This window comes from Aeromonas sp. FDAARGOS 1419 (assembly GCF_019047045.1).
Classification (GTDB): Bacteria; Pseudomonadota; Gammaproteobacteria; order Enterobacterales; family Aeromonadaceae; genus Aeromonas; species Aeromonas veronii.
Genome location: NZ_CP077209.1, coordinates 2,959,135 through 2,971,320, shown reverse-complemented (window position 1 = coordinate 2,971,320; position 12,186 = coordinate 2,959,135). Strand labels below are relative to the sequence as shown.

The following is a 12,186-nucleotide window of genomic DNA, read 5'->3' as shown; positions in this document are numbered from 1 at the left end:
TACTAATGGACATTATCGCGAATTACGGCACCACTCTGGTGCTCGTGGCGGCCTTGTTCGGCTTTTTGATGGCTTGGGGCATTGGCGCGAATGACGTGGCCAACGCCATGGGAACATCGGTCGGCACCAAATCCCTGACCATCCGTCAGGCGATCATCATTGCCATGATCTTCGAATTTGCCGGTGCCTATCTGGCCGGTGGCGAAGTGACGGCCACCATCCGTAACGGCATCATCGACAGCAATGCGTTTGTCGATAGCCCGGATCTGCTGGTGCTCGGCATGATCGCCTCCCTGCTGGCGGCAGGCGCCTGGTTGATCCTCGCCTCCTACTTCGGCTGGCCTGTCTCGACCACTCACTCCATCATCGGCGCCATCGTCGGTTTCGCTGTGGTGAGCATTGGCCCGGAAGCGGTGCAGTGGAGCAAGTTTGGCGGCATCGTCGGCTCCTGGGTCATCACCCCGGCCATCTCCGGTGTCATCGCCTACTTCATGTTCATCAGCGTGCAGAAGCTTATCTTCAACACCGATGATCCCCTGAACAACGCCAAGCGCTATGTGCCGTTCTACATGTTCCTGACTGCGCTGGTGATCTGTCTGGTGACCATCAAGAAGGGGCTGACCCACGTCGGTCTGCACCTGAGCGATGGCGAGGGCATTCTGCTTTCGATTGCCATCTCCATCGCAGTGGCGTTTGCCGGCTGGATCTACATTCGCGGCCAGAAGTACAACCCGCAGGATGACAGCAAGATGCACTTCGCCAACGTGGAGAAGGTGTTCGGCATCCTGATGGTGATCACTGCCTGTGCCATGGCCTTTGCCCACGGCTCCAACGATGTGGCCAACGCCATTGGCCCGCTCTCTGCGGTGGCCTCGATCGTGGCTTCCGGTGGCGAGATTTCCAGTCAGGCAGCCATTGCCTGGTGGATCCTGCCCCTCGGCGGTATCGGTATCGTGATCGGTCTGGCGACTATGGGCGAGAAGGTGATGGCGACGGTCGGTACCGGCATCACTCACCTGACCCCGAGCCGTGGTTTTGCTGCCCAGCTGGCGACTGCCGCGACCGTGGTGATTGCCTCCGGTACCGGTCTGCCCATCTCCACCACCCAGACCCTGGTCGGTGCTGTGATGGGTGTCGGTCTGGCGCGCGGTATTGCGGCGCTGAATCTGGGGGTACTGCGCAACATCGTGGTCTCCTGGATCATCACCCTGCCTGCAGGTGCCATTCTGGCTATCGCCATCTTCTACGTGCTGCAGGCCTGCTTCTCCTAATCGAAGCGACATTCAGCAAAAAGCCCGAGTCATCGACTCGGGCTTTTTTTATTGTGCGCGGGAGCTGAGGTGCTGCTCCCTTTGCAATCTGCCTTAGAGGCTGGCGCAGATCTGCCACAGATCGTACTGGATAGCGGCGGCGGTCACTTCCCGACCCGCCCCCGGCCCCTGGATCACCAGCGGGTTGGTGCGGTAGCTGTCGCTCTCGATGGCGAAGATGTTGTCGCACGGCAAGAGGTTGGCGAACGGGTGGTGGGGCTCCAGCGCCTCCAGTCCGACCCGCGCCTTGCCGTCATGCTCGAAGCGGGCCACGTAGCGCAGTACCTTGCCGAGGCGCTTGGCCCCTTCGAAGGCGGTCTGGATCGGGCCATCCAGCTCTTTCAGTCTGTCCATGAACTGATAGGCGGTCACCTTGCGCAGCGTAACGGGCACCAGATTCTCCAGCTCGATATCGGCGGAGTCGAGCTCGAAGCCCGCTTCCCGCGCCAGAATAAGCAGCTTGCGCCGCACATCCTGACCGGAGAGATCTTCGCGGGGATCCGGTTCGGTCAGACCGTGCTGCCACGCCTCATCCACCAGCTCGGAGAAGGGGCGGGTGCCGTCATACTGCTGGAACAGCCAGGAGAGGGTGCCGGAGAAGATGCCGGAGACCCCCTGAATGCGGTCGCCGCTCTGGCGCAGCATCTGGATGCTGGACTGGATTGGCAGCCCGGCGCCCACGGTGGCGTTGTAGCGCCACTGCACCTGATGGTCGCGGCAGGTCTGCTTGATGCGCTGGTAGAACTCGCTGTCGGCGGCACCGGCAAACTTGTTGGCGGCGATGATATGAATGCCGAGCTGGGCAAAATCCGGATAGTAGCGGCTCACCGTTTCGCTGGCGGTCATGTCCAGCGCAACCAGCGCATCGAAGCCGTGCTGCTCAAGCTGGGAGAGCAACTCCGGCCAGATCAGCGGCTTGGGATTGAAGTTGTCCTGTACCTTGAGGGGGTTGAGCCCCTCTTCATCGAGCAGGCCTCCTTCCGAGCTGAACACCCCGTAGAGGGTGAGCGCCAGATTGAGCTCATGTTCCAGCCGTGCCTTTTCACGGGCGTAGAGGCTCAGCCAGTGGCCGCCGATATTGCCCTTGCCGAACACCACCAGTCCGACCCGGGTCGGGCGGCTGAACAGGGCGCTGTGCAGGGCGATGAGCAGCGGCTCCAGCACTACCTGACGCAACACGGCCACCAGACTCAGGCCATCTCTGGCCACCTGTACGAACTCCAGCGGCTGATCTGCCAGTAGCTGATAGAAGCGGTGGCACTGCTCCGCGTTGTCGGTGACACCGGCGCCGACCAGCGCCACCAGACTGTACCCCTCTTTCTGGATGAGGCCGGTGAAGTTCCCTTGCAACTGAAAGTCCCGCAGCAGCTCGAAGGCGCCCTGTGCTACCTCAAGGGTATAGGCGAGACGCAGGATCCGGCGATCCGGCTGGCGCTGCAGGGTGAGTGGGTTGAGACGGTGACGAGCCAGATGGGCCTCGATGGTGGCCACCGTCTGCTCGTAGTTGGTTTGCGGCAGCACCTTCAGCTCGATGAGGGCGATCTGATCCACCGAGGAGACGATGCGGGCGCCACCGGAGCGGGGGGCGCGGCGCAGGATGTGGGTGCAGCCCTCATCCGGGTTGTAGCTGCAGCGCAAAGTGAGGCGCTGGCGGCTGTCGGCCACCGGTTGCAGGGTGCGCGAGTGCAATACCGAAGAGCCAAGGCGGGCCAGCTCGTTGGCTTCCGCGAGGCTCAGGCGCTCCAGCAGACGCGCTTCCTTCACCCGACGGGGGTCGGCGCTGTAGACCCCGGCCACGTCGCTCCAGATGGTGGTGGATTCGCCGTCCGCCAGCAGCGCCAACAGGCTGGCGCTGTAGTCGGAGCCGTTGCGACCGAGCAGCAGGGAGCGCCCCTCCATGTCGGCGGCGATAAAGCCGGTTACCACGATGCGGCCGGCATGCTCCGCCAGTCGCGCCTTGAGCAGCTCGCTGGAGAGGGCGGTATCCACCTTGACCAGAGCGCCATCCTCGGCGCGCAGGAAGCTGCGGGCATCGAGCCAGATGGCCTTGTCGCCGCGGCTGGTGAGCAGGGCTGCCAGCAGGCGCGCCGACCACACTTCGCCAAAGGCGAGCAAGCCGTTGCGGGCGAAGCGGTCAAACTGCCCCTCCAGCGTTTTGGCGATCAGCTGCATGTCGTCGGCCAGCTGCTTGCTCAGATCGAGCTGCAGTTCACCCTCCAGCAGGCCGTCGATCAGGCTCTGCTGATAGGCCTGCAGGGCCGAGATGGCTTCGCCAGCGGCTTCGTCCCCCGCTTCGGCCAGCTCCACCAGCTGGATCAGCCGGTTGGTGGTCTTGCCGGCGGCGGAGACCACGATTAGTTCATCCCCGCCCACCTGTTGTTCAACGATACTGGCGACCCGGCGATAACAGACCGGATCCGCCAGACTGCTGCCACCAAATTTGTGGACGTGACGTCGCTTCAATCCTGCTTCTGCTGCCACCGCGATCTCTCCTTGTTGCTGCTGTTCCATTACTTCGCTACCTGTTCTGCCTGCTGCGCCTGTTCAAAAGCCTGAGCCAGATCGGCCACCAGATCTTCACCGTGTTCAATACCGACCGACAACCGCAGCAGCTGGGCGCTGATACCTGCTGCCTGCTGCGCGACCGGGGTCATGGCCCTGTGAGTCATGCTGGCCGGATGGGCCACCAGACTCTCCACCCCGCCGAGGGACTCGGCCACCGAGAAGAGGGTGAGGGCCGCGAGGAAGGCGCGAATGCCCGCCTCGCTGCAATCGAGTTCAAAACTTAGCATGGCGCCGAAGCCGGACTGTTGACGGCGCGCAATATCATGGCCCGGATGGCTCGGCAGGCTGGGGTGATAGATGCGTTTCACCAGTGGCTGCTGTTGCAGGAAGGCGAGGATGCGATCGGTGTTCTCCTGATGGGTGCGTAATCTGGGGGCCAGAGTGCGCAGGCCGCGCAGGGTGAGGTAGGAGTCGAACGCCCCGGAGGTGAGCCCCAGACAGTTGGCCCACCACACCAGCGACTCGGCCAGTGCTGCCTCCTTGGCAATCGCCACTCCGCCCACCACGTCGGAGTGACCGTTGATGTACTTGGTGGTGGAGTGCACCACCACGTCGGCACCGAGGGCCAGCGGTTGTTGCAGCAGAGGGGAGAGGAAGGTGTTGTCCACCACCACCTGCGCACCCACCTCGTGGGCGGCGCTGGCAATGGCGCTGATATCCACCACTCGCAGCAGCGGGTTGGAGGGGGTCTCGACCCATACCAGCGCAGGCTTCTGGGCCAGAGCGGCGGCCAGAGCGGCCTCATCCCCCTGATCGACAAATTGCACCCGGTAGTGTCCCTTGGCCGCCAGATACTCGAACAGGCGCCAGGTGCCGCCGTAGCAGTCGTGAGGGGCAATCAGCAGATCCCCAGCCTTGAGCAGTGCAGTGGTGACCAGATGGACAGCGCCCATGCCGGTGCCGGTGACCACGGCGCCAGCGCCCCCTTCCAGCGACGCCAGCGCGTCCGCCAGATTGGTGCGGGTCGGGTTGCCGGAGCGGGCATAATCGTATTGACGGGGCTCGCCAAAGTCGGCAAAGGTGTAGTTGCTGGAGAGGTAGATGGGGGGCACCACGGCACCGTGTTGCTGGTCTGTCTCAATCCCGGTGCGAACCGCCAGGGTGGCCTTGTGGGTCATATCACTCTCCTTGATGTCTCTTCACACGCCGGCATCTTGCTGCCACGCGCCATCCCGCCACTGCGGGCTCATGGACAACCACACTACGCCAGCTTAAAAAAGCCGTCAACACTTCCAGACGTCTAAATGGCTTTGCCGTTGGATTGCCATTAATTTCCTTAAGGGTTAAAATCCGCGCTCACGGCTAAATGAGAACAGGTGAGTCATGGGAACAGAGTGGAACGGCGACTACGTCAGCCCCTACGCGGAACACGGTAAGAAGAGCGAACAGGTCAAGAAGATTACCGTCTCGATCCCGCTCAAGGTGTTGAAAGTGTTGACCGATGAGCGCACCCGCCGTCAGGTGAACAACCTGCGTCATGCGACCAACAGCGAGCTGCTCTGTGAAGCCTTCCTGCACGCTTTCACCGGCCAGCCGCTCCCTTGCGACGAAGACTTGCGCAAGGATCAACCGGACAGTGTCCCGGCCGAAGCGCGCGCCATCATGGAAGCGCTGGGCAAAGAGATCGAAGATTTCGACAAGGAATAACCCCCAATGACGCGGCCCTGGCCGCGTCATTGCTATCAGCCATGTCCCGCTTCAGCCTGCGCCACTATCACCACCACGTTTGCAGCCATAGTCACGACTTTGCCCAGTTGGTGATCCCCCTCGACGGCCCCCTCGAGATCGAGGTGCAGGGCCGGGGGCGCCGGCTTGCCCCCGGTTCTGCCTGCATCATCGCCCCCGGTGAGCGACACGACTACGCCGCCGATCCTGCGCTTTCGTTTCTGGTGCAGGAGAGCGACTGGTTACCCGGCGATTTGGCGGCCCGCCCCTTTATCGAGCTGGATGAGCCCCAGCGTCACTACCTCGCTTTTCTGCACCGCATGGTGGCCGAGGGTCGGCAGGTGGCGGGCATGGAGCAGGTGTGGCTCTCCCTGCTGGCGGAAGGGCAGGGGATGCAGAGCACTGCCACGCCGCGTCTTGCCGCCCGCATCCTCAAGGTGCAACGCCATATCGATGCCAACCTCGCCGCCCCGCTGACCAATCAGCAACTCGCCGCCATCGCCTGCCTTGGCCAGAGCCAGTTCAAGCTCGCTTTTCGCCAGCAGCTGGGGACGAGCGTCTCCCACTACATTCGCAGTCGACGCATGGCGCTGGCGCGTACTCTGCTTGCCGGTACACAACTGCCTGTTGGCGAGATTGCCAGCCGCTGCGGTTACCAGAATCAGGGGGCCTTCGGCGAGCGCTTCCTGGCCGAGACCGGGCTTACTCCGTCCCTCTGGCGCCAGCAAAACGGCCACCTGCCGTAACGAAACGGCTGATCGCCGAATACAGGCTTCTCTCTTTGGGCCATGCTGCGGCTCATGCAGGTGCACGATAAACAGGAGCCGAAATGGAGACGATTAGCTGGCAGGATTTCGAGATGGTGGAGCTGAGGGTGGGCACTCTGGTGCGGGTCGAGCCGTTCCCCGAGGCGCGTAAACCGGCCTACAAGGTGTGGGCGGATTTTGGCCCTGAACTGGGGGTTCGCAAGAGCAGCGCCCAGATCACCGCGCTCTACCAGCCAGAGCAGCTGGTGGGCCGCCAGATCATCGCCGTCGTCAACTTCCCGACCAAACAGATAGGGCCGTTTCAGTCTGAATTTCTGCTGACCGGTTTCTATCGGCCGGATGGCGCCGTAGTGATGGCTATTCCCGAGCAGGCGGTGGAGAACGGTGCCAAGCTGGGCTGAGTTCACTCCCGAACAGAGACAAGAGAGGCGACCCAAGGTCGCCTCTCTTTTTTGTTATCTGCTGCGAGTCGTTACTTCAACAGGCTGAAGATCAGCGCCGATACCGCCAGCGAACCGGTCAGCAGGATAAAGCCGTTGGTCCAGCCGTGACGGAAGCGGGCCAGCGCCTCCACCTTGTAGATGGCAATCACCGGCATGATGAACAGGATCATGGCGATGACCGGGCCGGAGAGGGTCTCCATCAGCCCCAGAATGCCCGGGTTGATGACGGCGGCGCCCCAGATAGAGAAGAACATCAGGGCGATGCCGACCTTGTCCGCCTTGGCCAGCGGCAGGCCGGTGGGCTTGGCGATCAGGCTTTTCAGGCTCTCGCGGGCACCGAGGAAGTGACCGAGGAAGGAGGAGCTGATGGCGATAAAGGCGATGAGCGGCCCCAGAGTCACAATCACCGGGTTGTCAGTGATGTTGGCGAGATAGGAGAGCACAGAGACGTTTTGGGCCTTGGCTTCGGCCAGCTGGGCTGGCGAGAGGCTCAGCACGCAGGAGAAGACGAAGAACAGCACAAAGCCCACCAGCATCACTGTGGTGTTGCGCAGGATCAGGCCGCTCTTGGCTTCTGCCTGCTCGCCATATTCACGACGCTGCACGTTGGCAAAGCCGGAGATGGCGGCGGCGTGGCTGAAGGCGAACACGGTGACCGGCAGCGCCAGCCAGACGGTGTTGAGGAAGCTGACCCCTTCAAACGCCGTCACTTCCGGCCATTGCCACTGAGGGATCAGGTAGCAGGAGAGCGCCGCCAGAATGGCCGCCAGCGGATAGACCATAAAGGCGAAGGCGCGCAGCATCGCTTTCTCACCCGCCAGCATCACGGCGATCATGGCGAATACCAGCACGCCGGAGAGCATCACCCGATCCGGGGTTGCCATGCCGAGCTGGTTGACCATAAAGCTCTCCACCGTGTTGGTCAGACCGACCCCGTAGATGAGCAGGATCGGGAAGATGGAGAGGAAGTAGAGCGCCGAGATGAGGCGACCGGCCATCTTGCCGAAGTGCTCCTCCGCCACTTCGGTGAAGTCGGCGTGGGAGCGTGACGAGGAGAGCACGAAGCGCGCCAGCCCGCGGTGGGCGAGGAAGGTCATAGGACCCGCCAGTACTGCGACGATGACGAGGGGCCAGATGCCGCCCAGACCCAGATTGATGGGCAGGAACAGGATGCCGGCGCCAACGGCGGTGCCAAACAGGCTGATAACCCAGTGGGTGTCGTGACGGCGCCAGCGGGTGATGCTGGCAGTGGTGGAGCAGGAACCGGATAGCTCCTTGGTAGCCTCTACAGATAAACTCATTACTAATTCACTTTTTGTTAGTGTTTTAATCTGAGTTCATTGTGGTTTATCGGGATTTAATTCTCAAAAGGCGAGACTGAAACATATCACTGCCATTGCGGGGTTTAGCCAGCGAGATTGGGAATGGAATCTGGATCACAGAATGCAACAAAACTGATAATGGTGATTTTTGTGAAATATAAAACCAAAATTTGATCTGCACTCGTTTTTTTATTTTGGCTAACCAGGTGTTTTCAGCATTACGTGAAAAATCGCACCGTTTCTCGCCGACCGATTGTGATGTTTCACTATCATTTTGCCGCTTTGCCAGCGTATCACGCTGTTCAAGAGGGCCTTGAGCAGATGATCACTCCGGTCATCACCCGGGGCAACTTCCCTGACAAAGCAGGCGGCCATCGGGCCGCCTGCTTTGTCAGGTGTGATGATATCGCTATCGGCCTAGTGGGCCAGAATGTTGCCCCAGGCGAGATCCGGATCCCCCATCACGATAAAGTCAGGGTTCTCAAGCGACTCGGTTTCGTTGTAACTGAGTGGCTGCAACGCCAGGCTGAGGATGCGGCCACCGGCCGCCTCGACGATGCACTGGGCGGCGGCGGTGTCCCACTCGCCGGTGGGGCCTAGCCGCACGTAGCAATCGGCCGCCCCTTCCGCCACCAGACAGGATTTGAGGGAGCTGGAGCCGAGCGGGATCAGCTCGTAGTTGATGGCCGGGTTGAGGCGGCGGGTGAGCTTCTCCAGCTTCTGGCGGCGGCTGATGGCCACCACCAGCGAGTCGGGCTGGTCATGCTCGTGATGCATGGCGCTGATGGGCAACACTTCGCCATTCACCTCCTTGAAGGCGCCGTAGCCGCGCACTGCCCAGTAGAGCACGTTGGACTCGGGGGCATAGATGACCCCGAGCACCGGCACATTGTCCCGCACCAGGGCGATCAGGGTGGCGAAGTCGCCGCTGCCCGCGATAAATTCGCCAGTGCCATCGAGAGGATCCACCAGCCAGTACTGCCGCCAGTTGGATCGCTGGCTGAAGGGGATGTCGGCCGCCTCTTCGGTCAGCACCGGCACATGGGGGGTGAGCGCCGACAGCGCCTGTTTGAGGTAGGCATCGGCAGCAAGATCGGCACTGGTGACCGGGGTCGCATCCTCCTTCAGCTGACGCTCGAACTGACCGCCGTGATAGATGTCGTGAAGGATCCTTCCGGCTTCGCGGGCAATCTCCTTGACCCCCGGCACCCAGGCCAACAACTCCTGCATCTCGTTATCCTCTGTCTGTTAACTGCCCGTCTGCGGGCTACTCTGCCTGCTCCGCCAGCCACTTTTGGGCCAAGAGCAGGGCACTGATGCTGCGCGACTCGGTGAAGTCGGGCCGCGCCAGCAATTCATCGATCCGGTTGAGTGGCCAGGGGATCACCTCCAGCGGTTCGGGCTCGTCGCCGATCCGCTGTTCGGGGAAGAGATCCCGCGCCAGTAAAATGTCCATCCGGCTGGAGAAGTAGCCCGGCGCCAACGACACCTGTTTGAGCAGGGTCAGGCTGTTGGCGCCAAAGCCCGCCTCTTCCATCAGTTCCCGGTTGCCCGCCTCGAAGGCATCTTCGCCCGGGTCGATCAGCCCCTTGGGAAAGCCCAGCTCGTAGGAGTGGGTGCCGGCGGCATATTCGCGCACCAGCAGCAGGGTCTGCTCATCGAACAGCGGCACCACCATGACGGCGCCACGATTGCCGCCGCGCATCCGCTCGTAGACCCGCTCTTCGCCGTTGGAGAATTTGAGGTGTAGCGATTCCACCTTGAACAGTCGGCTCTCGGCCACGATATCGGCCTTGAGGATCTCCGGCTTGCTCTTGGGATGATCCAGCTGGTCGATCGAAATCTGTTCGGGGGGGCTTTTGTGGTGCTCACTCATCAGGGGTGACGGCTCGTTAAAAAATCGTGCTTCAAGAGTAAACGACTCTCACACCGAACACCACGGGCCGGGGAGGGCAAAGGGGGAGGAAAAATCCGTTATACTGCCGCCCCGTTTTCCGAGATCCGCGATCAAGAGGCCCGATGCCACACTCCCGCTCCACCACCTTGCCCTGGCACCAGATTGATACCGTCTTGCTCGATATGGATGGCACCCTGATCGATCTGCATTTTGACAATCACCTCTGGCAGCAGCTGGTGCCGGAGCGTTACGCCGAGCGGCTCGGGCTGCCGCTGGATGAAGCAAAGGCGCAGATCGATGTCCACTATCACGCCGTCAACGGCACCCTCAACTGGTACTGCGTGGATTACTGGAGCGAGACCCTGGGGCTCGATATTCGTGCCCTCAAGCAGGAGCTGCTGGCGAAGATCCAGTGGCGACCCCATGCCATCCCTTTTCTGGCCGAGTTGCGTGCCGCGGGCAAGCAGCTGGTGCTTTTCACCAACGCCCACCCCGCCAGTCTGTCGGTGAAGGATGCGCAGCTGGGACTGAGCGACCATCTGGATTTGATGGTGAGTACCCACGAGCTGGGTTGGTCGAAGGAGAGCCAGCACTGCTGGCAGGCGCTGGCACAGCGGCTGGCGTTCGATCCGGCCCGCACCCTGTTTGTGGATGATAGCGAGCGGATCCTGCGGGCTGCCGCCGACTATGGTATCGGCTATCAGCTGGCGATCCAGAATCCGGATAGCTGCAAGCCGGAGCAGAGCATTACCGCTTTTCCGGCGATCCGCGACTATGCCGAGTTGCTGCCGCTGGCAATCTGAGTCTGCTGAAACGAGAGAGGGCTGCATCATGCCGCCCTCTATCTTTGATTTGAATTTTGGTTATCTGACGCCTGATGGCGAAAAATCACAGCTCCCGAAACGGGCGCCGCTTCTCCTCTTCGATGACGATCGCCTCCAGATTGGCGATCCGCTCCTGCAATTCTCTGATGATCATATCCTGCTTGCCGAGGCGGTCGGTGATGCGGGCATCCCCCATCTGATAGCGCGCCCGCTTGCCGAGATATCCGAACAATAGGCTGATAAATACGATCAGGACTATGCCTGTCCACATGGTCATGTCACGACTCCTTGTCGATATCAATATGGTCGTCATAAACGGCGAAAACGCTGATGGATCAGCCCTGTTTTCTCATAGCCGCCAATTGGCCGCAATGGGGCCCATTGTCCCTTTGTGACGCAGACAGCTATTGCTGCCAGAGGGGGCGGCCAAGCCAGAGTCCCCACAGGGTGAGGTGCAGCAGCACGATAAACCAGAAGACCAGCCGGTAGCTGCGCTTCTGGGTCTTGTGACGCAGCCACTGGCGGGCCACCAGTGCCCCCGGCCAGCCGCCGCACAGCTCCAGCAGGTGCAGGCGAGATTCGGGAATGCGCCACTCGCCCCGCACCGCTTGCCGCTTGTCCCATGCGTAGGCGGCTACCGTCAGCAGGCTCATGAAGAGCAACACGGCCAGCGGCCACCACTGCTGCTCGCCGAGGCCGAGCCAGAGGGCGGCGCCCAGTGGCAGCAGCGCCAGCGCCATCACTGGGCCAGCTCCCAGCAGCGCTCCTCGTCCTGCTTGAGGGTGCGGATCACCTTGGCCGGATTTCCCACCGCTACCGAGTCGGCCGGGATGTCGCGGGTGACCACTGCGCCTGCGCCAATGATGGAGCGCGGCCCTATGGTGACGCCGGGGCAGATGATGGCGCCGCCGCCGATCCAGCAGTCATCGCCGATCTGCACCGGCTTGTTGTAGGCGGTCCAGTTGCGTCGCTCCAGATAGTTCATGGTGTGGGTGGCGGTGTAGATCTGCACGTTGGGGGCCAGCAGCACATGGCTGCCGATATGCACTTCACCCAGATCGAGAATGGTGACGTTGAAGTTGAAGAAGGTCTTCTCGCCGATATGGATGTTGCGGCCAAACTCGCAGGTGAAGGGCGTGCTGATCCAGCAGGAGTCGGGGCAGTGGCCGAACAGCTCGCGGCAAATCTGCTGGCGCAGAGGGGCATCGCCTGCAGGTGAACCATTAAGCTGGGCCAGCAGCGCCTGACCGCGGATCCGGTCGTTCGCTATCTCCTCGCTCTGGCCATCCAGCGCCCCGCCTGCCAGTACCTTGTCCCAGTCGCTCGCCATTGCTACCTCCTCATGCTGCAAGAGGGGGCAGTATACGTGACTGTCTGGGGCGCCGTCAGTCTG

The 12,186-nt window shown here is 61.8% G+C and carries 13 protein-coding genes; 5 read left to right on the top strand and 8 right to left on the bottom strand.

Annotated elements, in window-relative coordinates; genetic code table 11:
* Positions 1–5: 5 nt before the first annotated feature.
* Positions 6–1,271, top strand: a complete 1,266-nt coding sequence (locus I6L49_RS13385) for an inorganic phosphate transporter (protein WP_005343043.1) — start codon at positions 6–8, stop codon at positions 1,269–1,271.
* A gap of 93 nt (positions 1,272–1,364) precedes the next feature.
* On the opposite strand, the gene I6L49_RS13380 is transcribed toward I6L49_RS13385, so the two are convergent.
* Complete coding sequence (locus tag I6L49_RS13380) at positions 1,365–3,821, bottom strand: bifunctional aspartate kinase/homoserine dehydrogenase II (RefSeq protein ID WP_216949724.1); 2,457 nt, start codon at positions 3,819–3,821, stop codon at positions 1,365–1,367.
* Positions 3,821–4,993: a cystathionine gamma-synthase gene (gene metB, locus I6L49_RS13375; RefSeq protein ID WP_216949723.1), complete on the bottom strand. Its 1,173-nt coding sequence runs from the start codon at positions 4,991–4,993 to the stop codon at positions 3,821–3,823. The genes I6L49_RS13380 and metB overlap by 1 nt, the downstream gene beginning before the upstream one ends.
* A 205-nt stretch (positions 4,994–5,198) precedes the next feature.
* On the opposite strand from metB, the gene metJ reads away from it, so the two are divergent.
* From metJ to I6L49_RS13360, 3 genes are all read left to right on the top strand, one after another.
* Entirely contained in the window at positions 5,199–5,522 is a 324-nt protein-coding gene (metJ, locus tag I6L49_RS13370; RefSeq protein WP_005340251.1) for a met regulon transcriptional regulator MetJ, read from the top strand.
* A gap of 41 nt (positions 5,523–5,563) precedes the next feature.
* The gene (locus I6L49_RS13365; RefSeq protein WP_216949722.1) at positions 5,564–6,286 is read left to right on the top strand and encodes an AraC family transcriptional regulator; all 723 of its coding nucleotides are present in this window, start codon (positions 5,564–5,566) and stop codon (positions 6,284–6,286) included.
* An 83-nt stretch (positions 6,287–6,369) separates the two neighbouring features.
* A complete protein-coding gene (locus I6L49_RS13360) occupies positions 6,370–6,708 on the top strand; it encodes a tRNA-binding protein (RefSeq protein WP_108541080.1) in 339 nt (112 codons plus the stop codon).
* Positions 6,709–6,779: 71 nt separating this feature from the next.
* On the opposite strand, the gene I6L49_RS13355 is transcribed toward I6L49_RS13360, so the two are convergent.
* The 3 genes from I6L49_RS13355 to nudE form a co-directional block, all read right to left on the bottom strand.
* Positions 6,780–8,051 carry an aromatic amino acid transport family protein gene (locus I6L49_RS13355; protein WP_216949721.1) on the bottom strand — a complete coding sequence of 424 codons (1,272 nt, stop codon included), beginning with the start codon at positions 8,049–8,051 and terminating at the stop codon, positions 6,780–6,782.
* A gap of 438 nt (positions 8,052–8,489) precedes the next feature.
* Positions 8,490–9,302, bottom strand: a complete 813-nt coding sequence (cysQ, locus tag I6L49_RS13350) for a 3'(2'),5'-bisphosphate nucleotidase CysQ (protein WP_005343054.1) — start codon at positions 9,300–9,302, stop codon at positions 8,490–8,492.
* A 37-nt stretch (positions 9,303–9,339) separates the two neighbouring features.
* A complete protein-coding gene (gene nudE / locus I6L49_RS13345) occupies positions 9,340–9,948 on the bottom strand; it encodes an ADP compounds hydrolase NudE (protein WP_216949720.1) in 609 nt (202 codons plus the stop codon).
* Positions 9,949–10,091: 143 nt separating this feature from the next.
* On the opposite strand from nudE, the gene yrfG reads away from it, so the two are divergent.
* Positions 10,092–10,772: a GMP/IMP nucleotidase gene (yrfG, locus tag I6L49_RS13340; protein WP_158112679.1), complete on the top strand. Its 681-nt coding sequence runs from the start codon at positions 10,092–10,094 to the stop codon at positions 10,770–10,772.
* An 85-nt stretch (positions 10,773–10,857) separates the two neighbouring features.
* Here the strand turns inward: yrfG and I6L49_RS13335 are convergent, their stop codons facing one another.
* The 3 genes from I6L49_RS13335 to I6L49_RS13325 form a co-directional block, all read right to left on the bottom strand.
* A complete protein-coding gene (locus tag I6L49_RS13335; RefSeq protein ID WP_040067337.1) occupies positions 10,858–11,070 on the bottom strand; it encodes a hypothetical protein in 213 nt (70 codons plus the stop codon).
* 127 nt (positions 11,071–11,197) lie between these two features.
* Positions 11,198–11,536, bottom strand: coding sequence for a DUF1294 domain-containing protein (locus I6L49_RS13330; protein ID WP_167570795.1), 339 nt, complete (start codon positions 11,534–11,536; stop codon positions 11,198–11,200).
* Positions 11,533–12,123: a sugar O-acetyltransferase gene (locus I6L49_RS13325; protein WP_167558230.1), complete on the bottom strand. Its 591-nt coding sequence runs from the start codon at positions 12,121–12,123 to the stop codon at positions 11,533–11,535. The genes I6L49_RS13330 and I6L49_RS13325 overlap by 4 nt, the downstream gene beginning before the upstream one ends.
* Positions 12,124–12,186 lie beyond the last annotated feature (63 nt).